The organism is Delftia sp. BGA-UO-ETr-SB1 (genome assembly GCF_059567865.1).
In genome coordinates, this window is the sequence record NZ_JCAQOW010000004.1 from 626,476 (window position 1) to 649,797 (window position 23,322).

The window sequence follows — 23,322 nt, forward strand, 5'->3', positions numbered from 1 at the left end:
TGAAACTCAGAGGCCTTGCTTGAGCGAGGCTTCGATGAAAGCGTCGAGGTCGCCGTCCAGCACCTTCTGGGTGGCCGAGATTTCGACGTTGGTGCGCAAATCCTTGATGCGGCTGTTGTCCAGCACGTACGAGCGGATCTGGTGGCCCCAGCCCACATCGGTCTTGGTGTCCTCCAGCTTTTGCTGCTCCACCATGCGCTTTTGCATCTCGTGCTCATAGAGCTTGGAGCGCAGGCGCTGCCATGCCACGTCGCGGTTGCTGTGCTGGCTGCGGCCGTCCTGGCATTGCACGACGATGCCGGTGGGCATGTGCGTCAGGCGCACGGCCGAGTCGGTCTTGTTGATGTGCTGGCCGCCCGCACCCGATGCGCGGTAGGTGTCGGTGCGCACGTCCGAGGGGTTGATCTCGATCTGGATCGAGTCGTCGATCTCGGGGTAGACGAACAGCGAGGCAAAGCTGGTGTGGCGGCCGCCCGAACTGTCGAACGGCGACTTGCGCACCAGGCGGTGCACGCCGGTTTCGGTGCGCAGCAGGCCGTAGGCGTACTCGCCTTCGATGTGGATGGTCGCGCTCTTGATGCCGGCGATGTCGCCCGGCGTCTCTTCCTCGACCGTGGCCTTGAAGCCTTTGCGCTCGGCGTACTTCAGGTACTGGCGCAGCAGCATGCCGGCCCAGTCGCAGGCTTCGGTGCCGCCGGCGCCGGCCTGGATGTCCACGAAGCAGTTCAGCGGATCGGCTTCCTTGCCGAACATGCGGCGGAACTCCAGTTCCTCGATCAGCGGCTGCAGCTTGGCGGTCTCGCCCTCGATGGTGAGCAGGCCGGTCTCATCGCCTTCTTCCTTGCTCATCTCGAACAGCTCGGCGTTGTCGGCCAGCTCGGTGGTCAGCTTTTGCAGCGTCAGCACGACGCCGTCGAGCAGCTTCTTTTCCTTGCCCAGCTCCTGGGCCTTCTTGGGGTCGTTCCAGACGCTGGGATCTTCCAGCGAGGCGTTTACCGTGCGCAGTCGTTCGTACTTTGCATCGTAGTCAAAGATACCTCCGTAGATCTGCCGCACGCTGCGACAGATCTTCGAGGGTGTTGCCGATGAGGTTGATGCGTTCTGCTTCCATGATGTGTTCCGTTCTTCTGATGAATGTGTTCTTGGCCGAATCGCCGATTTTCTCATGCTGGGGCATCGTGCCGGGGCAAGCGCCCGCCGCGCGGGCCTGGAGGCGCGCTGCCGTGTGACGATGGCTTTCAAAACAAGGGCTTGCAGCGGCCGATCATGGCAGATTTGAAGGGCTTGGCCATGGCAATGCGCAGGTTGCAGCGTGGACCCTGGCGTGATCTGGCTGCAGACCTCCCGGAAAAAAGGCCCGGCCAGCTGGAGCTGGTCGGGCCTTGGCAGGCGTGTCCGCCCCCGGCGGGGCGGGCGAAAACCTGGTTCAGAAGGTTTCCCAATCGTCGTCGGAAGCCGTGCTGGCCGCCTTGGCCTTGGCTTTGGCCGATGCCGTCACGGCGGGCCGGGCCGGCTGTGCTGGCTGGGCCGGGCGCGCGGCGCCTGCCGGAGCAGGGGTTGCACCGGCCGAACCGGTCGCACCGGTTGCAGAAGGCAGGGCGGCCGAGGCACGTGCGGGCACCGCGCGTTTGGGAGCGGAAGGCGCCAGATGCGGACGGGGCGCCGTCGGCGCGTGGCGGGGCGCTGCCACGGCAGCGGCGTGGTTGACGCCACGGCTGTTGCCCAGCATGCCGGTGGACGGCGAGAGCTTGAACACGCTGACCACTTCGGCCAGCGCCTTGGCCTGGGCCTGCAGGGCGCCGGTGGCCGCCGCCGATTCCTCCACCAGTGCGGCGTTCTGCTGGGTCATCTGGTCCATCTGCGTAACGGCCTGGTTGACCTGCTCGATACCGGCCGTCTGCTCATGGCTGGCGGCCGAGATCTCGCCCATGATGTCGGTCACGCGGCGCACGCTGGCCACGATCTCCTCCATGGTCTTGCCGGCCGAGTCGACCTGGGCGCTGCCTTCCTCGACCTTGCCCACCGAGTCGTCGATGAGCTGCTTGATCTCCTTGGCGGCGGCGGCCGATCGCTGGGCCAGGGTGCGCACTTCCGAGGCGACGACGGCAAAGCCCCGGCCCTGGTCACCGGCGCGGGCCGCTTCCACGGCCGCATTCAGCGCGAGGATGTTGGTCTGGAAGGCGATGGAGTCGATGACGCCGATGATGTCCACGATCTTGCGCGAGGCATCGTTGATGGCGGACATGGTCTGCACCACCTGGGCCACGGCCGAGCCGCCGCGCACGGCGACCTGGGAGGCGGCGGCGGCCAGCTGGTTGGCCTGCTGGGCGTTGGCGCCGTTTTGCTTGACGGTGGAGGTCAGCTCCTCCATGGAGGCGGCGGTCTGCTCCAGCGAGCTGGCCTGTTCCTCGGTGCGGGCCGACAGGTCCTGGTTGCCCGAGGCGATCTGGCCGCTGGCCGTGGCGATGGAGTCCGTGCCCTGGCGCACCTGGCCGACGATGCGCTGCAGGCTCTCGTTCATGTGCTGCAGGGCCTGCAGCAGCTGGCCGGTCTCGTCCTTGCCATGCACCTCGATGCGGCTGCCCAGGTCGCCGGCGGCCACGGCCTGCGCCAGGCTCACGGCTTGCTGCAGGGGGCGTGCCACGCTGCGGGCGATCAGCAGCGCCATGCCCAGGCCGAAGAGGACGGACCCCGCCAGCAGGGCGATCACCCACCAGCGCGCGGCGGTGAAGATGTCGTCGCCTGCCTGGTTGGCATCCTCGATGCCCTGGGCGTTGATCTTGAGCAGTTCGTCCAGCTTGGCGTTGATGGCACGGCTGGTCTTGACCGAATCGCCGCGCAGCACCTCGGACGCCTCGTCGGTGCGCAGGGCGTGGGACAGGTCCACGATCTTTGCCGTGTGCTGCGCGTACTGGCCCAGGTCGTCCTTGATGCCGGCCATCAGCTCGCGCTCACGCGCGGTGTTGGCATAGCGCTCGAAGGCCTGCTGGTTCTTGAGCAGCTCGGACCACAGCGCCGGCATGCTCTTGTCGTAGATGGCCATTTCATCCATCGAGGTGGCCAGCACATGCTGCATGGTCTGCGAGCGGTAGCGCTGCAGCTGGTAGCGCATCTCCATGATCACGCGCTCGGCGGGCATCCAGTGGTGCGCCAGGTCGGTGGCCGTGCGGTTGACACGGTCCAGCTGGACCACGGAGAACAGGCCCAGGCCGGCGGTCAGCAGCAGCAGGGCGATGAAAGAGGCCAGCAGCTTGTGGGCCAGCTTCAGATTGCGGAAAAACATCATGGTGGGGAGTGCCGTACGGCGAGAAGCGAAAGCGGGTGAGCGGCGGTGGCTGCGAATCGAGGGGATGCGGTGGCGATCGATGGCGATCAGCGGGACCGACACTCGGCCCCGCCATGCCGCAGTTATCGGTCACTTGCCGGCGAGGCTTAGGGAAAAATAGGTCCAGTCCGAATATTTATTGCGGATTGTTACTTTTTCCGGCCAAGGTCTCCGCGCGCATGGCCTGGTCCGTTCACATGCCCGCTCACATGCCGTTCACACGTCCGGTCCCACGTCCGTCGCCACGCCGGCTTGCAGGCTCGATGCCTGCAGCCACTGCTCCAGATCCGCTGCCGGCAGCGGGCGCGAGAACAGATAGCCCTGCGCGACCGGATAGCCCTGTTCGCGCAGGATGGTGTTCTGCGCAGCCGTCTCCACTCCCTCGGCCACCACGGTCAGGTGCAGGCTGCGGCCTATGCCCAGGATGGCGTTGCTCAGGGCCTGGGCGGCTTCGTCGTTTTCCAGGTCGGCCACGAAGCTGCGGTCCAGCTTGAGCTCGCTGACGGGCAGGCGGCGCAGGTAGCTGAGGCTGGAGTAGCCCGTGCCGAAGTCGTCCATGGACAGGCGCACGCCCTGGGAATGCACGGCCTGCAGCGTGCGCATGGTGCCCGGGTTGGTGTCCAGCAGCAGGCTTTCGGTGATCTCCAGCGTGAGGTCCTGCGGCTTGAGCGCGCTGTGCTCCAGCGTGTCGGCAATCATGCGCGGCAGGTCCAGGTTGTGAAAGCTCGTGGGCGAGAGGTTGACCGACATGGCCGGCACGTCAATGCCCCGGCTGCGCCACTCGCCCAGCTGGCGGCAGGCCTCGCGCAGTGCCCAGGTGCCCAGCTCGCCGATCAGGCCGCATTCCTCGGCCAGCGGAATGAAGCGTGCGGGCGAGATCTCGCCGAATTCCGCATGGCTCCAGCGCGCCAGGGCCTCCACGCCGTAGAGGCGCCCGTCCTTCAGGTCGAGCTGGGGCTGGTAGTGCAGTCGCAGGCCGCCGCTGCGCAGGGCGTCGCGCAGCGCCGTCTCCAGCACCAGCCGCTCCTGCGCCAGGCGGTTCATCTCGGGGCTGAAGAAGCTGTAGAGCCCGCGCCCGCCCGATTTGGCCTGGTACATGGCCATGTCGGCGCGGTGCAGCAGGGTCTCCATGTCGCGCCCGTCGGCGGGAAACACGGCAATGCCGCAACTGGCCGTGCTGGCCAGGGACACGTCGTCGATCATGCAGGGCTCGCCAAGTGCCGACTGCAGCCGCTCGATCACCTCGGCCGCCTGCGCACCGCCGCAGTGTGGCAGCACGATGACGAATTCATCGCCCGACAGGCGCCCGGCAATGTCGCCCGTGCGCAGCTCCGCCTGGATGCGCTGGGCCACGCTGCACAGCAGCCTGTCGCCGGCCGGGTGGCCCAGCGAATCGTTGACCTGCTTGAAACGGTCCAGGTCGATGAAGACCACGGCCAGCTCGTGGCCCTCGTGCGAAGCCACGGACAGCGCCTGCTCGGCCTGGGCCAGCAGCAGGCTGCGGTTGGGCAGTGTGGTCAGCCCGTCGTAGAAGGCCAGCTGCCGGATGCGGCGGCGTGCCTGCTCGCGCTCCAGCGCCAGCGCGCACAGGTCGGTGCAGGCCTCCACCAGCCGCTGGTGGAAGGGATCGGGGCCGGGCCGGTCGAAATGGCGGTAGTAGAAGGCAAAGGTGCCGGCCACGCCGCCCTGCAGCCCGCAGATGGGCGTGGACCAGCAGGCCGTATACCCCAGCGGCAGGATGAGGTGCTTGAAGTCGGCCCACAACGGATCGGTGGCGATGTCGCCCACCAGCACGGGCCGGTTGTGGAAGGCCGCCGCGCCGCAGGAGCCGACATTGGGGCCGATGGGCACGCCGTCCAGCGCCGCCGAATAGGAGGCCGGCAGGCTGGGCGCGGCCAGCGGATGCAGGCGGTTCTGGTCATCGACTTCCAGCACCGACACCGCAATGTCGGGCGCAATGCGCTCGACCTCGCGGCAGACCAGGTCCAGCACCTCGGTCAGCGGCTGGTCGCGGGCCATGGCCTCCAGGGCGCGCCGCTGCAGCACCTCGTGCATCTTGGCCTCGGTGATGTCGGTGATCACGGTCACCGTGGTGTGGAGGCGGCCGTCGGGGCCCATGACGGGATTGGCCTGGGCGCTGACCCAATACCGCTCGCCGTCCTTGCCGACGAGGATTTCCTCGCGGTACACCGGCTTGCCTGCGTCCAGTTCGGCGCGGTAGGCGGCCGTGAATTCGGGCGAGGCATGGGGCACCAGCAGGGCGATGGGTGCACGGCCCACGACCTCTTCGCTGCTCCAGCCGAACATGCGGGTGAAGCCTGCGTTGACATAGGAGATGGTCCAGTTGCCGTCGGCGATCACCACGGCCGCGTCGGTGGCATCGGCCACCAGGGACAGGCGCCGCAAATGCTCCTGCCGTCTGCGGTCGGCCTGCACCCGGGCCGTGATGTCGGTGGCAATGCACAGCACATGGCTGAGCGCGCCCTGGGTATCCAGCACGGGGGCATAGGTGGCCTCCAGCCAGCAGGTGCTGCCATCACGGCGCCGGTGTTCGCCCACGCGCGAAATCGTCTCGCCCGCGCCCCAGCGCTGGCGCCACCGGCCGTAGGCGTCGGGATCGGCATGTGCCTGGGTGCACAGGTCACTGTGCAGCAGGCCCTCGGCGCCCGAGGTCGGGTAGCCAAGAATGGCTTCGTAATTGGCGTTGGCGCGCATCAGCCGGCCTTCGGGCGTGAACTCCGCCAGCGCCATGGCCTTGTCCAGCGTGCTCCACAGCGCCTGCTGCCCTGCCGTGCCTGCTACCCGCGTTTCGAACATGGTTCGCTCTCCTGATGGATGCTGAGCTGATGATGATTGTTTCTAAATGATACCGATCCGGCGCAGCAGCTGGATGTCCAGCCACACCTGATCGCACTTGCTCCCTCTGTTCGCCCATGGATGGTCCGCCTGATGACACTCTTAGGCAAGTGCTGCCGCTGGTTACAATGATTTGAGAATGATTCTTGTTTGATGGCGCATTCCGCCTTCAAGCCATCGGGTCCTACCATGCCATCCGCCCCAGTCTCCAGCGCCACCTCCAACGCGGTCTCCAGCCCCTTGCACCGCGAAATCTCCGCCCTCTACGCTGGCCACCACAGCTGGCTGCAAGGCTGGCTGCGCCGCCGACTTGGCAATGCCTGCGACGCGGCTGACCTGGCGCAGGACACCTTCATCCGCCTGCTCACCGCGCCTGCAGGCGACTTGCCCGCCCTGCGCGAGCCACGCGCCTACCTAGCCACGGTGGCGCGGCGCCTGCTGATCAACCACCTGCGCCGCCAGTCGCTGGAGCAGGCCTGGCTGCAGGCCCTGGCCGTGCTGCCAGCGCCGCAGGCGCCGTCGCCCGAGCAGCAATTGCTCATCCTGCAGGCACTGCAGGAGGTCGATGCCATGCTCGACGGCCTGCCGCCCAAGGTGCGCGCGGTCTTCATCCTGTCCCAGGTCGAGGGGCTGACCTATGCGGCCATTGCCGAGCAACTGGGCATGGGCCTGCGTTCGGTCAAGCGCTACATGGCCCAGGCCATGGCCGAGTGCATTCTGCTGTCGGCATGAACGCCGTGGACTCCCGGGCCGCAGCGCCGCTGTCGCGCGAAATCGCCCTGCAGGCCGCCGAATGGTTCGTGCTGCTGCACTCGGGCGAGGCCAGCGAGGCCGACCACCGCGCCTTCGAGGCCTGGCGCACCCGTGCCGATGTCCATGAGCAGGCCTGGCTGCGCGCCCTGGCCGTGAGCCAGCGTGCGGGCAGCCTGCCGCCCGCACTGGGCGCGCCGGCCCTGGGCCGCGAGCAGCGCCGCCTGGGCGCCATGGGCCGCCGCGACACCGTGCGCGCGCTGGCTCTGCTGATCACGGCCGCCCCCGTGGGCTGGCTGGCCTGGCACGCCACGCCCTGGATGCAGTGGACCTCCACCCATGCGACGGCCACGGGCGAGCGCCGCGAATGGACGCTGGCCGATGGCAGCCGCATCGTGCTCGATACGGGCAGTGCCGTCGATGTGTTGTTTGACGAGGCGCTGCGCCGTGTCCACCTGAGTGAGGGCGCCGTCTTCATAGAGACCGCGCCCGACCTGCAGACCCCACCCCGGCCCTTCGTGGTCACCACCGGGCAGGGCAGGGTGCGCGCCATAGGCACGCGCTTTGTCGTGCGCAGTGTCCGGGAGCGCAGCGAGGTGGCCGTGCTGCAGGGCGCCGTGCAGATCACCACCCGTGGCGGCGCCGCGCAGCAGCTGCAGGCAGGCCAGCAACTGTGGTTTGACGCCATGGGCATAGGCCGTGCCGAGCCTGCGGACGCCGGCGCCGCCCAATGGGCGCGCGGCCTGCTGTCCGCAGACAACATGCGGTTGGCCGACTTTGTGGCCGAGCTGTCGCGCTACCGCTCCGGCTGGCTGCACTGCGATCCGTCTGTGGCGGATTTGCGCGTCACCGGTGCCTTTCAACTGGGCGATGCCGATACCGGCACGGACGCCGTGCTCGCCAACCTCGTGCACCTGCTGCCCGTGCAGGTCCACTACCGCACGCGCTACTGGGTGACGGTGGCGGCGCGCGGTACGCCACCGGCTTGAAATTTCTTTCGGAATCTGGCCCCTTTCTGCGGCAGGCGGTGTCCTGTTCGATGGCAACCGATTTCATCGAACGACTTCCGAAGGAAAAACAGACCATGGCTCTCCGGCCCGGCATGCGCAGCGTGGCGCGCACTCCCTCCCCCTTGCTCTTTCCACTGTCCCAGACAGGCCTTGCCGTGCTCATGGCAGCGGGCCTGGTGGCAGGCGCCGCCTTGCCGCGCGCTGCGCTGGCCCAGGCCGGTGCGGCGGCTGCCAGCGCGGTGCAGCGTCCGTTCCAGGTGCCGGCAGGCCCACTGGCCGCCGCGCTCACGGCGTTTGCCGCTGACGCAGGCGTGAGCATCAGTGCGCCGCCCGCCCTGGTGCAGGGCCGGCGAACCCAGGGCGTGCAGGGCCGCCTCACGGTGCGCGAGGCGCTGGACCGGCTGCTGGCCGGCACCGACCTGCAGGCGCAGGCGGCGGGGGAGGGTGGTTTTGTGCTGCGTGCGGTGCCCGAGGCCACCCAGGCATCGACCGTGCTGGGTGAGGTCAGGGTGACCGCCGCGGCCCCGGCAGAAAGCCCCTGGGGCAGCACCAGCGGGTATGTGGCGCGCCGGGCCAGCACGGCCACCAAGACCGATGCGTCGATTCTGGAGGTGGCGCAATCGGTGTCCGTCATCACGCGTGACCGCATGGACGACCAGGGCGTGCGCACGCTCAACGACGCCGTGCAGTACACGGCCGGCGTGCGCACCAACACGGGCGGGGCAAATCCTGCGGATGACAGTCTGTCGGTGCGCGGCTTCAGCCAGTTCTCGGGCAATTTCTACCTGGACGGGCTGCGCCTCATGCCGCTGGGCACGCTGGGCTTTTTCGGCATGGAGCCTTACGGGGCCGAGCGCATGGAGGTCCTCAAGGGGCCGGCCTCGGTGCTGTATGGCCAGAACTCGCCGGGCGGCATCGTGAACTTCGTGTCCAAGCGGCCTTCGGCCGATGCGGTGCGCGGCATGGAGTTGTCCGTGGGCAGCCATGCTCGCCGGCAGGCGGCCTTCGACCTCGGAGGGCCGGTGGGTGACGATGGCACGGTGAGCTACCGCCTCGTGGGGCTGGCCAGGGCGGCCGACCAGCAGATCGACTTCATGCGTGATGACCGCGTCTACCTGGCGCCCAGCCTGACCTGGGCGCCGGACGCGCGCACCAGTGTCACGCTGCGCGGCTTCTACCAGAAGAACCACGCCATGATGTCCACCAACGTGCAGTGGGATGCGCTCAACGGGCGCAACCCCAATGGCCGGCTGCCCCTGAACCGCTTCCTGGGGGAGCCGGGCTTCGACCGTGAAGAGACCGAGGTCGCATCGCTGGGCTATGACGCACGGCACGAATTCGACAGCGGCTGGACGCTGCGGCAGAACTTCCGCTACCTGCACGCACGCAACCATGAGCAGTACATGTTCCGCTACGGGCCGCTGATCGACGGCTCCATCACCAACCGGGAGATCGATTCGCGCGATGGCAAGGGCGGCGTCTACACCGTGGACACCAGCCTGTCGGGCCAATTCGCGGCGGCCAGCCTGCAGCATGAACTCATCGTGGGGCTGGACTACAACCGCAGCCGCTCCAGTTTCGACTCCTATATTGCCGACGGTCCGCAGCTGGACATCTACCGGCCCGTCTATGGCAGCTTCATCGACACCTCGCTGCTGCAGCCCGATGCGCTGCGCGATGAGCGCGCCCAGCAGGTAGGCCTCTACGTGCAGGACCGCATCCGCAAGGACCGCTGGGTGCTGGCCCTGGGCGGACGCCACGACTGGAGCCGCCTGGAGCAGACCAGCCGCCTGGCCGACCCCGTGTCCACCAGCGTGCGCAAGCCCAAATCCTTCACCGGCCGTGTCGGCCTGACCTATCTTGCAGACAATGGCGTGGCGCCCTATGTCAGCTACAGCGAGTCGTTTGTCCCTTTGATGGGCGCTGACCGCAACGACCGGCCCTTTGATCCGGAAACCGGCAAACAGGTCGAGGTCGGCGTCAAGTACTCGCCCGACGAGCGCAGCAGCTTCACGCTGGCCGCCTTCGAGCTGCGCCGGCAGAACGTACTCACCACCGACCCCGAGAACGTCCGCTATTCCATACAGCAAGGCGAAGTGCGTTCTCGCGGCATCGAGTTCGAGGCGGCAGTCCAGCCCACGCGAGGCCTCAAGCTCCTGGCCGCGCTGACCTACAACCCCGTCAAGGTGACCCGGGCCCAGCCAGACCAGTGGGGCGGCAACGTGCAGGGCAAGTCGCCTTACGAAGTGCCCCGCAAGATGGCGTCGGCCTGGGTGGACTATGCCTTTGGGGGCGACCTGCTGGGGCTGGGGGCGGGCGTGGGGGCACGCTACATCGGCTGGAGCTGGGGCGATGCGGACAACAGCTTCCGCGTGCCGTCGTTCACCCTGGTGGATGCCTCGCTGCGCTATGACCTGGGAAAGATGCGCAGTGACTGGCGCGGGGCCAGCGTGAGCCTGACGGTGAAGAACCTGTTCGACAAGTACCACACGGCGTCGTGCTTTTCCGCCAATGCCTGCAACTACGGCGAAGCGCGCAACATGGTGGTTCGGTTCGGGTACATCTGGTAGGCCTTGCGGCATCAGGCCGGTCGAAAGCGCTCTCGCACGCTCCCTGGCATGGATACAATCGAATAAGAATGATTCTTGTTTGATTGCGGGCCCCGCCCTCAAGGGAATCGGGACCTGCCATGCCATCCGCCTCCACCCCCCAGCACCGAGAAGCCGCCTCCCTGTACACCGCCCACCATGGCTGGCTGCAGGGCTGGCTGCGCCGCAGGCTGGGCAACGGGGCGGATGCGGCGGACCTGGCGCAGGACACCTTTGTGCGCATCCTGGGCGTGCGCGACCTGGCCGGTGTGCAGGAGCCGCGTGCCTACCTGACTACGGTGGCCAAGGGCGTGCTCGTCAACTGGTACAAGCGCCAGGCGCTGGAGCGCGCCTACCTCGAAGCCCTGGCCGCGCTGCCCGAGCCCGTGGCGCCTTCGCCCGAGCAGCGCGCCCTGGTGCTGGAGACCCTGCACGAGATAGACGCCATGCTGGACGCGCTGCCGCCCATCGTGCGGCGCACGTTTTTGCTGTCCCAGCTGGACGGCATGAAGTACGAGGACATCGCGCAGCAGCTGGAGGTCTCGCTCACCAGCGTCAAGCGCTACATGGCCCAGGCGTTTCGCCAATGCCTGGTGGCAATGGCGTGATGGAGACGCCCCTGCAAGCGCGCGTGCTCGACGAGGCCGCCGAATGGCTGATGCGCCTGCACGACAGCGGCGCCACCGACGCCGACCGCGCCGCCTGCGAGCGCTGGCGCCAGGCCGACCCACAGCATGCCCTGGCCTGGGAGCGTGCCGAGCGGCTGCTGGGCAAGTTGGGCGGCCTGCCTGCAGCGCTGGCCATGCCGGCGCTGGACCGGCCCCGAAGCCACCGCGCCCAGCGCCGCGCCACCGTGGCCCGGCTGGCCGCGCTGCTGGCCGTGGCGCCTGCAGGCTGGCTGGTATGGAGTGCGGCGGACCAGCGCGGCTGGGGCGCCGACTTGCGCACCGCCACCGGCGAGCGCCGCACCGAGCATCTGGCCGATGGCAGCCGCCTCCTGCTGGACACGGCCAGCGCGGTGGACATCCGGTTTGATGGCGCACTGCGCCTGCTCACCCTGCGCCAGGGCGCGGTTTCCATAGAAACGGCGGCCGATACCGCCACACCGCGCCGCCCCTTTGTCGTGGACACCGCCCATGGCCGGCTGCGCGCCCTGGGCACCCGCTTCACCGTGCGGCAAGAAGGGGGCAGGGCGGACGGCGGCCCCGTGCGCCTGGCCGTGACCGAGGGAGCCGTGGAAGTGACGCTGCGCGGCGCCGCCAGCCCGGTGCTGGTCGTCCAAGCCGGTCAGCAAACGGTATTGCGAGCGGGGGAGGTGACCGGGCCCCAGCCCCTGCAGCCCGAGGTCACGGCCTGGACCCACGGCATGCTGATGGCCGACGCCATGCCGCTGGCCGCGTTCTGCGCCGAACTGTCGCGCTACCGGCCCGGCCTGCTGCAGTGCGCGCCCGAGGTGCGCGCGCTGCGCGTGTCCGGCTCCTTCCCGCTGGGCGATACGGACCGGACGCTGACCATGCTGGCCTCCACCTATCCCGTCGACGTGCAGACACGCATGCGCGGCTACTGGATCACCGTGGTCGCCAGGAACTAGAAAAATCGAGGCAGGCTGGTACTTTTTCGGATCTCGGCTGGCAACGGGGAAAGAGCTTCTTTCTTCACCGCCTCCAAGGACCGATTTCCATGCCTGCCGTACCCATGCCGCATCCCGTCTTCCATCCCCTGGCGCATGCCGCCCGCCTGGCCCTGCTGGGCATGGCATTGGCCGCAGGCGCCGTGCAGGCGGCCGAACCGGCCCCCGCTTCCGTACCTGCTCCCGCTCCCGCAGCCCAGGCCTACCAGATCGCGCCCGGGCCGCTGGGCCGCACGCTGGCCGGCGTGGCCACGGCGGCGGGTATTTCGCTGTCCTTCGATCCTGCGCTGACCGAAGGGCTGACCAGCCCGGCCCTGTCCGGCCACTATGCGCCGCAGCAGGCACTGCAGCGCCTGCTGGCCGGCAGCGGGCTGGACATGGTGGCGCGCAGCGATGGCAGCTACACGCTGCGCAGGCAGGCGACCCAGGCCGTCCAGGCGGCAGGCGCCACCGCGCTGGGCGAGGTGCTGGTCACGGCGCAGGCCGAGCGCAGCGCCGTGACGCAAGGATCGGGCAGCTATGCGGCCACCGGACCCAGCAGCACGGCGACACGGCTGGGTCTGTCGCAGCGCGAGACCCCGCAATCGCTGAGCGTGATCACGCGCGAGCAGATCGATGACCGCGGTTTTCAGTCGCTGGAGGAGGTTGCCCTGGATGCCACGGGCCTGAGCACACGCCAGATCGGAGGCGGAGAACGCACACAGTTCTTCCTGCGGGGTTTCGAGGTCAACTCTTTCCTGGCCGATGGCGTGCCGCTGGCCTTCGACTACGACACGCAGGGCCTGGCCACCATGGCCATGTACGACCGCGTGGAGGTGCTGCGCGGCGCTGCCGGACTGATGACGGGCACGGGCAATCCGTCCGGCACCATCAACCTCGTGCGCAAGCGCCCCACGGATGTCCCTCAGGTCTCGCTGACGGGCAGCCTGGGCTCCTGGAACAACCTGCGCGGCGAAATCGACGCGTCCGGCCCGCTCAATGCGGCCGGTACGCTGCGAGGCCGCGCCGTGGTGGCCCTGCAGGATACGGACACCTTCAAGCGGGCGTACCGCCATGAGCGCCAACTGGTCTACGGCACGCTGGAGGCCGATATCGCCCCGCGCACGCGGCTGAGCCTGGGCGGCTACTACAACAGGGAAGACAACCCCGGCGCCGACTGGAACGGCCTGCCCACGCGGCGTGACGGCAGCTTCTACCCGCTGCCGAGATCGGCGCGCGTGACGCCTGACTGGGCCTACTGGAACAAGGAAAACGCCAGCCTCTTCGCTGAACTGGAGCATGGCCTGGGCAACGGCTGGAAGACCCAACTGACCGCACGCGTGCTGCAGGCGAAGATGGACATGCTGGGGACCTACCTGTATCCGCTGGAAGATTCCGCCGACTTCGGCCAGGGCGTGGGAGCCTATGCCTACAAGAAGACCCAATACAGTCTCGACGCCTTCGCGCAGGGGCCCTGGCAATGGTTGGGCCGTACCCATGAAATGGTCTTCGGTGCCAGCGTGAGGCAAAACAGCGACGACGACGGGCCTGGCGGGTGGCCGTCGGACTACCAGCAGATCGTGGACCCCATGACCTGGGACCCGGGCTCCGTTGCCCGGCCGGCCATCAACACCCTGTGGTCGCGGCGCGGCCACCAGCGGCAGCTGGGTGCCTACGGAACACTGCGGTTGAGCGTCGCGCAGCCCCTGACCGCGCTGCTGGGCGCGCGCGTGGATTCCTACTCCTACGACATGCTCACGCGCTCGGGGGAATGGAGCGATTCCAGCAGGTACCGGGTCCATGACCGCATCACGCCCTATGCAGGCCTGATCTATGCGCTGGACAGCCGGCATTCCGCCTATGCCAGCTGGACCGGCGTGTTCCAGCCCCAGAGCAACCAGGGCGCCAGAGGCGCGCTGCTGGACCCGGTGACGGGACGCAACCTCGAGCTTGGCATCAAGGGCGAGTACGCCCAGGGCCGGCTGCAGGCCAGCGCGGCGCTGTTCCAGATCAACCAGAAGAATCTGCCGCTGCAACTGCCGCAATCGCAGTGCAGTCCCAATGTGGCGTCCTGCTATGCGCAGACCGGAGAGGTGCGAAGCAGGGGGGTGGAGTTCGAGGTGGCGGGTGCCGTCACGCCCTCCCTGCAGCTGATGGCCGGCTACACCTACAACAGGGCGCAGCATGTCCGCGACTCGGACGTCGCCAAGGCCGGCACGCCCTATGACACCCAGACCCCGCGCCATCTGCTCAAGCTGTCGGCCCGCTACCAGCTGCCGGGCGCCTGGCAGCGCTGGTCCCTGGGCGGATCCGTGCGCACGCGCAGCGACACCCGCTCGGCCGGCTACGGCGTGCGCCAGGGGGGCTATACGCTGGTGGACCTCATGGCGAGCTACCAATTCAGCCGGCAGCTGGATATACGGCTGAACGTCAACAACCTCACGGACAAGTACTACTACCAGGCCATTGGCAGCACCCAGGACAACAACCATTTCGGGGCGCCGCGCAATGTGCTGCTGACGGCGCGCTACCGCTTCTGAAACAGAGACAGGTTGGCATGGATACAATCGAATAAGAATGATTCTTGTTTGATTGTGGGCCCCGCCCCCAAGGGAATCGGGACCTGCCATGCCATCCGCCTCCGCCACCCAGTACCGAGAAGTCACAGCCCTGTACCTGGCCCACCACGGCTGGCTGCAGGGCTGGCTGCGCAAGAAGGTGGGCAATGCCTTCGACGCGGCCGATCTGGCGCAGAGCACCTTCCTCAAGGTGCTGGGCGCCAAGGGCCTGGACCAGCTCCAGGAGCCGCGCGCCTACCTGACCACCATTGCGCGCAACCTGCTGATCAACCAGGTGCGGCGCCGCGCCATCGAGCAGGCCTATCTCGATGCGCTGGCCGCCATGCCCGAGCCCGTGGCGCCGCCGCCCGAGGTCCGGCTCATGGTGCTGGAGACCCTGGTGGAGATAGACCGCCGCCTGGGCCGCCTGCCCGCGCTGGCCAAGCAGGCCTTCCTGCTGGCCCAGCTCGAAGGGCTCGGCCATGGCGAGATCGCGGCCGAGCTGGGGATTTCCGTCTCCACCGTCAAGCGGCATCTGGCCAAGGCGGCCATGCGCTGCTTCTTCCCGGAGTAGGCGGCATGCAGGCGTTCCCTTCCGCTTCTTCCCCCATTTCTGCCGAAGTGGCCCGCCAGGCCGTGCAATGGTGGCTGCAACTGAACTCCGGCAAGGCCCAGGCCCGGCAGCACGCTGGCCTGCAGCGCTGGCGTGCGGCCAGCCCCGAGCATGAGGCCGCCTGGCAGCGCATCGAATCCATGGGCAGCCAGATGGCCGGCATTCCCATGCCGCTGGCGCGGGCCGCATTGGCCGCACCCGGCTCGGCCGGCAGGCGCCGTGCGGTGCAGGCGCTGGCCGTGCTGCTGGTCTCGGGCGCAGGCTCCGCGGCCGTCGTGCGCTCGCAGGCCTGGCGGGGCTGGACGGCCGACCAGGTGGCTGCCGTGGGCGAGCAGCGCCGGCTGCCGCTGCCCGATGGCGGCAGCGTGGTGCTCAACACCGGCAGCGCCCTCAACCTGCGCTACGGCGCGGCCGAGCGCGTGCTGGAGCTGGTGCGTGGCGAAATCCTCGTGCAGACCGCGCCGGACAGCCTGCACCGTCCCTTCATCGTGCAGACCGCCATGGGCGCCGTTCAGGCCCTGGGCACGCGCTTCACGGTGCGCGATCGCGAGTCCGGCGTTGAAGTGGGCGTGCTGCAAGGCGCCGTGCAACTGCGGCCCGCGCATGCCCCGCATGCCGCGCAGCGCATCAATGCAGGAGAGCAGGGCACGTTCACGGCCCAGCAGGCCGTGCACTCCGGCGCGCTGGACACGGCGGCCAGCGCCTGGGCCGAAGGCATGCTGGTGGCCTCGCGCATGCGGCTGGAGGATTTCCTGGCCGAGCTGGGCCGCTACCGGCGCGGGCGCCTGGGCTGCGACCCGGCCGTGGCCGGCCTGCACGTCTCCGGCGCCTATCCGCTGGCCGACACCGACCGCGTGCTGGCCGCGCTGACCTCGTCGCTGCCCGTGGAAATCCACTCCTTCTCGCGCTACTGGGTGATGGTGCGGCCTGCCGGGGCGGGCAAGGCATGAGCGGCACGGCCGGCATGAAGGCCTTCGCACTTTCCTGAAAAAAATTTGAGCTGATTTGCCGGCGATGGCTGTCAACAGAGACAGGAGCGCACCACAGCGTGCGCCAACGCTTCTCTACAACCATTGCAACAAGGCCTTTCCATGCGCCCTCAGACCATGCGCCAGAACTCCATGCGGCAGACTGCCGCCTCCACCGTCCGCCCATCCCCGGCGGCCCCGGCGTTGCGCCCTGTGGCGCTGGCCCTGCAGGTGCTGTGCGCGGGCACGCTGGCGGGGCTGGCTGCCGCAGGCGCCCTGGCTCCGGCTCAGGCCTGGGCGCAGCCGGCTGCCGGTGCTTCGCAGCAACGCCAGTACAGCATTGCAGCCGGCCCGCTGGAAAGCGTGCTCAACCAGCTCGGGCGCGAGGCCGGCGTGCTGGTCACCTTCGGCTCGGGCGTCACCGAAGGCTTGCGCAGCGGCGGCGTGAGCGGGCGCTTCACCGTGGAGCAGGCGCTGGACCGCGCCTTGCTGGGCACGCCGCTGGCGGCCGTGCGCTCGGCCGGTGGCGGCTACACCCTGCGCGAGATGCCTGTGGTGCCGGCCGCCTCCGGCGCTGCGGGTGCTGCGGGTGCGGCAGGCGCGGGGTCCTCCCAGACACTCAGGACCGTGCTGGTCACGGCCTCGGCCCAGGCCAGCCCCACCACCGAAGGCTCGGGCTCCTACACCACGCCGGCCACGGCGGCGGCCACGGGCCTGAGCCTGTCGCTGCGCGACACGCCGCAGTCCGTCAGCGTGCTCACGCGCCAGCAGATCGAGGACCAGGGCCTGCTCTCGCTCAACGACGCCATGCGCAGCGTCACCGGCATCCATGTCGTCAGCTCGGACAGCGACCGCTCGGACTTCTACTCGCGCGGCTTCTATGTGGACAACCTGCAGTACGACGGCGTGCCCACCTCCATCGGCCTGTCGTTCTACGGTGACTCGGGCACCGATACCACCATCTATGACCGCGTCGAAGTGGTGCGTGGCGCCACGGGCCTGCTCACGGGCGCGGGCAATCCGTCGGCCTCCATCAACATGGTGCGCAAGCACGCCAACAGCAAGGTGTTCACGGGCTCGGCCTCGGCCAGCGTGGGCTCGTGGAACCACCATCGCGGCACGGTGGACCTGTCCATGCCGCTGACGCAGGACGGCCGCATCCGCGCACGCGTCGCCGGCATGGCCGAAGAGCGCGACTCCCATGTGGATCTCTACCACGCGCGCAAGCAGGTCTTCTACGGCGTGATCGACGCCGACCTCACGCCCGACACCACGCTCAGCGTGGGCGCCGACTACCAGTCCAACCGGCCCACCGGCTCGACCTGGGGCGGCCTGCCGCTGGTCTTCACGAACGGCATGCCGGCCGACTGGAGCACCTCCAAGACCACGGCCGCGAACTGGACGCGCTGGAACAGCACCAACAAAAACATCTTCGCCAACCTGCAGCACCGCTTTGGCAACGACTGGAAGCTCAAGGCCAACTTCGTGCACCGCGACAGCGCCTACGACGCCAAGCTGCTGTACCTGATGCGCCAGCCCGACATCACCACCGGCCTGGGCATGGCAGCCCTGCCCAACTACTCCGAATACAGCTTCCAGCAAAACAGCGCCGACCTGCAGGTGACGGGCGGCTGGGAACTGGGCGGGCGCCGCCATGAGGCCGTTGTCGGCCTGAGCAGCAGCCGTGCCCGCGAGCACAAGGCCGGCCATGCGCGCACCAGCCCCCTGCAGGACGTGGGCAACTACTACCAATGGGACGGCTCCTATGCTGAGCCCACCTGGGGGCCGCTGACCACCAGCAGCCTGGACCACACGCGCCAGGATGCGCTGTACGGCGCGCTGCGCCTGTCGCTGGCCGATCCGGTCAAGCTCATCGTGGGCGGGCGCCAGAGCAGCTGGAAGGTGCGCAGCCTCAGCGAGGTGCGCGACCACAACGTCTTCATCCCCTACGCAGGCCTGGTGCTGGACCTGAGCGAAGGCTTCTCCGCCTATGCCAGCTACACCGACATCTTCCAGCCCCAGAACTACCGCGACCGCGGCGGCAGCTACCTGGACCCCGTGGCCGGCAAGAGCTTCGAGATCGGCATCAAGGGCGAGCACCTGGACGGCAGGCTCAACAGCTCGCTGTCCGTCTTCCGCATCCAGCAGGACAACGTGGCCCAGCTGGACGAAGGCCAGGTCGTGCCCGGCACCACCGACTTCGCCTACTACGGCGCCAAGGGCGTGACCAGCAAGGGCTTCGAGGCCCAGGTCTCGGGCGAGCTGGCCACGGGCTGGAACCTGTCGGCCGGCATTGCCCACACCGTCGCGCGTGACGCCCAGGGCCTGTCCATCAACGCCTGGGCGCCCAAGACCCAGGCCCAGCTGTTCACTTCCTACCGCCTGCCCGGTGGATGGAATCAGCTCACCGTGGGCGGCGGCCTGCAATGGCAAAGCCGCACCCGCGCCAGCGTCTTCGTGGCGGGCAATGACCTGGTCTTCGAGCAGAAATCTTTCGCCACCGCCAGCCTCATGGCGCGCTATGCCTTCAGCCCCAAGCTTTCGCTGCAGCTGAACCTGAACAACCTCTTCAACAAGAAGTACTACGTCAACATCGACGGCCAGGGCCAGTTCGGCACGCCGCGCCAGGCCATGGCGGTGTTGAACTACAAGTTCTGATTGGAGAGGGCGGCGGGGGCAACAGCGCAGGCCAACCGTTAGAATGCAAATGAGAATTGATCTCATATTTCGGGCCAGCCGCCCACGCATTCCTCCTCCCGCGCCATGCCTGCCGCCGAAACCTCCCTTCACCGCGAAGTCGCCACGCTCTACACCGACCACCACGGCTGGCTGCAGGGCTGGCTGCGCAAGAAGCTGGGCGATGTGCACCAGGCGGCCGATCTGGCGCACGACACCTTTGTGCGCCTGCTGGCGCGCGACGAGCCTGTGCAGGCGCGTGAGCCGCGCGCCTTCCTGACCACGGTGGCGCAGCGCGTGCTGGCCAACCACTACCGGCGCCAGCAACTGGAGCGCGCGTATCTGGAGGCGCTGGCCCAGGCGCCGCAGTCCTTTGCCATCTCGCCCGAGGAGCGCGCGCTGCTGCTGGAGGCGCTGGACGAGATCGACCGCATGCTCGACGGCCTGCCTGCTCCCGTGCGGCGGGCCTTTCTGATGGCCCAGCTGGACGGCATGAAGCAGGCCGACATTGCGCGCGAGCTGGGCCTGTCGCTGACCACCGTCAAGCGCTACCTGGTGCAGGCCGGCATGCACTGCTATTTCGCGGTGGATGCATGACGGCGCCGGGAGCCGGCCTGCCGCCCGAGGTAGCGCGCAGCGCCATCGAGTGGTGGCTGAAGCACCAGGATGGCCAGCTGTCCGATGAGTTGGCCCGCGAATGGCAAGCCTGGCAGGCCTGGCGCGCGGCCGATCCGCTGCACGAGCAGGCCTGGCAGCGCATCGCTGCCGTCAACCAGCGGCTGGCTGGGCTGGTGGCGCCGCCGCAATCACCGATAGCCCGGGCTGCGCTGGCTCCGCGTGGTTCCGCTCGCCGGCGCGTGATCCGGTCCCTGGCCGTTGCGGCCTTTGGTGCCGGCATTGCCTGGCAGCTGGAGCAGCGCTTGCCCTGGCAGGGCTGGGTGGCCGATGCACGCACGGCGCGGGGCGAGCGTCGGCAGATGGCGTTGCCGGACGGCACGCAGATCGTGCTCAACGGCGCCAGCGCGCTGGACATCGAATACGGTCCCCGGCACCGCCGCCTGCGCCTGTTGCAGGGCGAGGTGCTGGTCACCACGGCCAAGGACACCGAGCAGCCCGCCCGGCCCTTTGCCGTGCAGACCACTGCGGGCGAGGCGCTGGCCCTGGGGACGCGGTTTTCCGTGCGTGCGCTCGCGGATGGTGATTTCCAGGTGGGTGTGTTCGAGGGTGCCGTGCGCCTGACCCCCCGGCTGGCCGGCCACAGTGTGCTGGTGCTCAGCGCGGGCGAGCAGGCCACGCTGAGGGCCGATGGCGTCTCGCCAGCCATCGCCGTGCATGAGGACAGCACCGCCTGGACCGAGGGCATGCTGGTGGCGCGCGGCATGCCGCTGGCCCGGATGCTGCAGGCGCTGCAGCCGTACAGCGATGCGGCCCTGGCCTGCGAGCCCGAAGTGGCCGACCTGCGCATCTCCGGCACCTATCCGCTGGCCGATGTCCCGCGCGTGCTGGCCGTGATCGGTGCGCTGCCGGGACTGGAGCTGCGCTCCATGACGCGCTGGTGGGGCCGGCGCGAGGTGGTGGTGGGCAAGAAGGCGGCAGGGGCTTGAAGGGGTCTGCGCAGTTTTTTTGAAGAAATCTGCGCCCGGGGTGGTCTGTTTCGAGAACTCGCGGGACATGGAGGAAGAGGGGGGCTTGCCATGCCGGGCCCGCCCATCGATTCGTCCATCCATCCGTTTGTCTTTTCCTTCCAGGCCCAGTCCTTCGCACACCATGGCATATCCCGCAGCGCCCCGGCGCTTTCCCTGCGCCTTGCGCCCCTCCGTCGTCCCGTCCCGTGGCCTGTTGCTGGCTTTGGCCTGCGCGGGGCTGGGCAGCAACCTGTGGGCGCAGGCGCCTTCGCCTTCCGTCAACACCACGGCCGCCACAGCACCCACACGCAGCTACCAGATTCCGGCGGGCACGCTGGAGGACGCGCTCAACCGCTTCGGGCGCGATTCGGGTTTGCTGCTGTCCTTCACCCAGGAACAGGTCCAGGGCCTGCGCAGCCCGGGGCTGCAGGGCAGCCACACCGCGCAGGCCGGCCTGGCTGCGCTGCTGCAGGGCACGGGGCTGGAGGCGGCGGTGCAGCCGCAAGGCGGCTATGTGCTGCGCCAGCGCGCCGTGCCCGATGCCCGGGCGCCAGACGTTGCCCCGCGCGCGGTGTCGCTGGCCGAGGTGCGCGTGGCCGCGCGCCGCGCCGGTGACGGCACGACCGAAGGCACGGGCTCCTACACCAGCCGCGTGACCAGCATTGCCTCCAAGACGGACCAGTCGTTCCGCGAGATTGCGCAGTCGGTATCGGTGGTCACACGCGAACAGCTCGACGACCAGCGCGTGACCGATGTGACCGAGGCCCTCAAGCTCACGCCCGGCGTGGTCGTGGCCAATACCGTGGGCGACTTCTATTCGCGGGGCTTTCAGATCACCAGCATGCAGATCGACGGCGGCGCGCCGCTGGCTTTGGGCGCCTATACCTATTCGCCGCAGCAGGACATGGCCTTCTACGACCGCGTCGAAGTCATGCGCGGCGCCTCGGGCCTGCTGGGCGGCGTGGGCGATCCGGGCGGCATCATCAACCTGGTGCGCAAGAAGCCGCTGGCCCAGCGGCAGTTCAAGGCCGCGCTGTCGGCTGGCTCCTGGAGCCGGCGCGGCGTGGAGCTCGATGCCAGCGCGCCGCTGGCCGACGACGGCCGCGTGCGCGGCCGCGCCGTGCTGTCCTACCACAAGGGTGACTCCTACATGGACCTGCGCAGCAGCGAAAAGCCCTCGCTCTACGGCGTGTTGGAGGCCGACCTCACGCCCGACACCCTGCTGACCGTGGGCGGCAGCTACGGAAAGACCCATGAGAACGGCGACTATGCCGGCCTGCCGCGCTTTGCCGACGGCAGCAGCCTGGGCCTGCCGCGCCACACCAACTTCACCCAGCCCTGGGCCTATTACGACTACGAGACCAAGGAGCTGTTCGCCCAGCTCGAGCACAAATTCGACAACCGCTGGAAGGCCAAGCTCAACGTCTCGCGCGTGGAGACCGAGCTGGACCGCTTCTGGGTCTACATGGGCGGCGCCATCAACCCGCAGACCCTGGCGGGTGCGGTCTGGCGCGGCGGCCACATCCAGTCCGGCAATACGCAGGAGGTGGTGGACCTGAGCCTGGGTGGTCCCTTCCAGCTCATGGGCCGCACGCATGAATTGCTGCTGGGCGCGGACTGGCAGCGCGTGGAAAGCTTCTGGCAAAGCGCCAATTTCACGGGCAGCGGCACCGTGGCCAGCAATCCGTTTGCTCCCAGCATCTGGACGCCGCCCACGGAAACCTACTTCAACACCCGCTACGGCCCCTGGGGCCAAAAGCAGATGGGCGGCTATGGCGTGCTGCGCCTGCATCCCACGGACAGGCTGCACCTCATCCTGGGTGCGCGCGCCAGCCGCTACGACTTCCAGCAGTCGATCTGGAACCTGGATGCGCAGGGCAACCGCACGCCCTGGTCGAACACGCCGTTCAAGGAACCCACCAAGATCACGCCCTATGGCGGGGTGATCTATGACCTGAACAGCCAGTGGTCGGCCTATGCCAGCTATTCGTCCATCTTCAAGCCGCAGGCGCTGAGCATGGCCGGCCCGGCGCCGGGCACCTCGCTGCCGCCGGTCAAGGGCGCCAGCTACGAGGCCGGCCTCAAGGGCGAGCTGATGGACGGGCGGCTGAACGCCACCTTCAGCCTCTTCAATGTGGAGCGCACGGGCACGGCCGTGGTGGACCCGCGCTACGAGACCAGCAACAGCCGCTGGAGCGGCAACTGCTGCTACCTGGCACAGGGCAAGGTCACCAGCCGGGGCTTCGACATGGAGCTGGGCGGCGAGCTGCAGCCCGGCTGGCAGCTGGCAGCGGGCTACACCTTCAACAACACCCGCGACCGCAGCACCGAAAAGACCTACAGCAGCATCACGCCGCGCCACCTGTTCAAGCTGTCCACGGCCTATACGCTGCCGGGCGAGCTGTCGCGCTGGAAAGTGGGCGGCAGCGCCCAGATCCAGAGCACGCACTACGTCAGCGGCACGGCGCTGTCGGCGGCGGGCACGTCCGTGCCCTTTGACTTCACGCAGGGCGGCTACGCGCTGTGGAATGCCATGGTGCAGTACCGCATCGACCCGCGCTGGACGGTCACGCTGAACATCAACAACCTGCTCGACAAGACCTACTACCAGACCCTGGGCACAACGTTCAGCAACAACCTGTATGGCGCACCGCGCCACGCCATGCTCACGCTGCGCGGCAGCTTCTGAGGACGGCGGCGCAGGCGTTCGGGCCGCCGTTGTGCAGCCAGCGGCCTTGCGGGGG

General features: G+C 68.5%; 15 protein-coding genes. 12 read left to right on the forward strand and 3 right to left on the reverse strand.

All coding sequences use genetic code 11. The features are described from left to right. Positions 1 to 6: 6 nt before the first annotated feature. The 3 genes from prfB to AC57B5_RS03340 form a co-directional block, all read right to left on the reverse strand. Positions 7 to 1,111 (reverse strand): peptide chain release factor 2 gene (prfB, locus tag AC57B5_RS03330; protein WP_013802816.1). Its coding sequence is split into 2 segments (ribosomal slippage): positions 7 to 1,029 and positions 1,031 to 1,111, totalling 1,104 coding nucleotides; the frame shifts between segments, so codons are not numbered across the junction. A 315-nt stretch (positions 1,112 to 1,426) separates the two neighbouring features. After that, positions 1,427 to 3,286, reverse strand: coding sequence for a methyl-accepting chemotaxis protein (locus AC57B5_RS03335; protein ID WP_496398726.1), 1,860 nt, complete (start codon positions 3,284 to 3,286; stop codon positions 1,427 to 1,429). 255 nt (positions 3,287 to 3,541) lie between these two features. Further along, positions 3,542 to 6,142 carry a sensor domain-containing protein gene (locus tag AC57B5_RS03340; protein ID WP_496398727.1) on the reverse strand — a complete coding sequence of 867 codons (2,601 nt, stop codon included), beginning with the start codon at positions 6,140 to 6,142 and terminating at the stop codon, positions 3,542 to 3,544. A gap of 228 nt (positions 6,143 to 6,370) precedes the next feature. Here AC57B5_RS03340 and AC57B5_RS03345 point away from each other — a divergent pair, with 228 nt between their 5' ends. The 12 genes from AC57B5_RS03345 (at position 6,371) to AC57B5_RS03400 (ending at position 23,267) form a co-directional block, all read left to right on the forward strand. After that, positions 6,371 to 6,913: a sigma-70 family RNA polymerase sigma factor gene (locus tag AC57B5_RS03345; RefSeq protein WP_496398728.1), complete on the forward strand. Its 543-nt coding sequence runs from the start codon at positions 6,371 to 6,373 to the stop codon at positions 6,911 to 6,913. Continuing rightward, positions 6,892 to 7,920: a FecR domain-containing protein gene (locus AC57B5_RS03350; RefSeq protein ID WP_496398729.1), complete on the forward strand. Its 1,029-nt coding sequence runs from the start codon at positions 6,892 to 6,894 to the stop codon at positions 7,918 to 7,920. Before AC57B5_RS03345 ends, AC57B5_RS03350 begins: the two co-directional genes overlap by 22 nt. A gap of 95 nt (positions 7,921 to 8,015) precedes the next feature. After that, complete coding sequence (locus tag AC57B5_RS03355; protein ID WP_496398730.1) at positions 8,016 to 10,511, forward strand: TonB-dependent siderophore receptor; 2,496 nt, start codon at positions 8,016 to 8,018, stop codon at positions 10,509 to 10,511. A gap of 119 nt (positions 10,512 to 10,630) precedes the next feature. Then, a complete protein-coding gene (locus AC57B5_RS03360) occupies positions 10,631 to 11,137 on the forward strand; it encodes a sigma-70 family RNA polymerase sigma factor (protein WP_012205109.1) in 507 nt (168 codons plus the stop codon). Further along, positions 11,116 to 12,120: a FecR domain-containing protein gene (locus tag AC57B5_RS03365; protein WP_496398731.1), complete on the forward strand. Its 1,005-nt coding sequence runs from the start codon at positions 11,116 to 11,118 to the stop codon at positions 12,118 to 12,120. Before AC57B5_RS03360 ends, AC57B5_RS03365 begins: the two co-directional genes overlap by 22 nt. An 89-nt stretch (positions 12,121 to 12,209) precedes the next feature. Next, positions 12,210 to 14,678, forward strand: coding sequence for a TonB-dependent siderophore receptor (locus AC57B5_RS03370; protein WP_496398732.1), 2,469 nt, complete (start codon positions 12,210 to 12,212; stop codon positions 14,676 to 14,678). Positions 14,679 to 14,766: 88 nt separating this feature from the next. After that, a complete protein-coding gene (locus AC57B5_RS03375) occupies positions 14,767 to 15,270 on the forward strand; it encodes a sigma-70 family RNA polymerase sigma factor (RefSeq protein ID WP_448677418.1) in 504 nt (167 codons plus the stop codon). Between the two features lie 5 nt (positions 15,271 to 15,275). After that, positions 15,276 to 16,259: a FecR domain-containing protein gene (locus tag AC57B5_RS03380; RefSeq protein WP_496398733.1), complete on the forward strand. Its 984-nt coding sequence runs from the start codon at positions 15,276 to 15,278 to the stop codon at positions 16,257 to 16,259. Between the two features lie 141 nt (positions 16,260 to 16,400). Next, the gene (gene fhuE, locus AC57B5_RS03385) at positions 16,401 to 18,935 is read left to right on the forward strand and encodes a ferric-rhodotorulic acid/ferric-coprogen receptor FhuE (RefSeq protein ID WP_496398734.1); all 2,535 of its coding nucleotides are present in this window, start codon (positions 16,401 to 16,403) and stop codon (positions 18,933 to 18,935) included. 105 nt (positions 18,936 to 19,040) lie between these two features. Then, positions 19,041 to 19,550 (forward strand): sigma-70 family RNA polymerase sigma factor, encoded by a 510-nt coding sequence (locus AC57B5_RS03390; RefSeq protein ID WP_047470604.1) that lies wholly within the window; start codon positions 19,041 to 19,043, stop codon positions 19,548 to 19,550. Then, the gene (locus tag AC57B5_RS03395) at positions 19,547 to 20,557 is read left to right on the forward strand and encodes a FecR domain-containing protein (RefSeq protein ID WP_496398735.1); all 1,011 of its coding nucleotides are present in this window, start codon (positions 19,547 to 19,549) and stop codon (positions 20,555 to 20,557) included. The genes AC57B5_RS03390 and AC57B5_RS03395 overlap by 4 nt, the downstream gene beginning before the upstream one ends. 163 nt (positions 20,558 to 20,720) lie before the next feature. After that, the gene (locus AC57B5_RS03400; protein WP_083571160.1) at positions 20,721 to 23,267 is read left to right on the forward strand and encodes a TonB-dependent siderophore receptor; all 2,547 of its coding nucleotides are present in this window, start codon (positions 20,721 to 20,723) and stop codon (positions 23,265 to 23,267) included. Positions 23,268 to 23,322 lie beyond the last annotated feature (55 nt).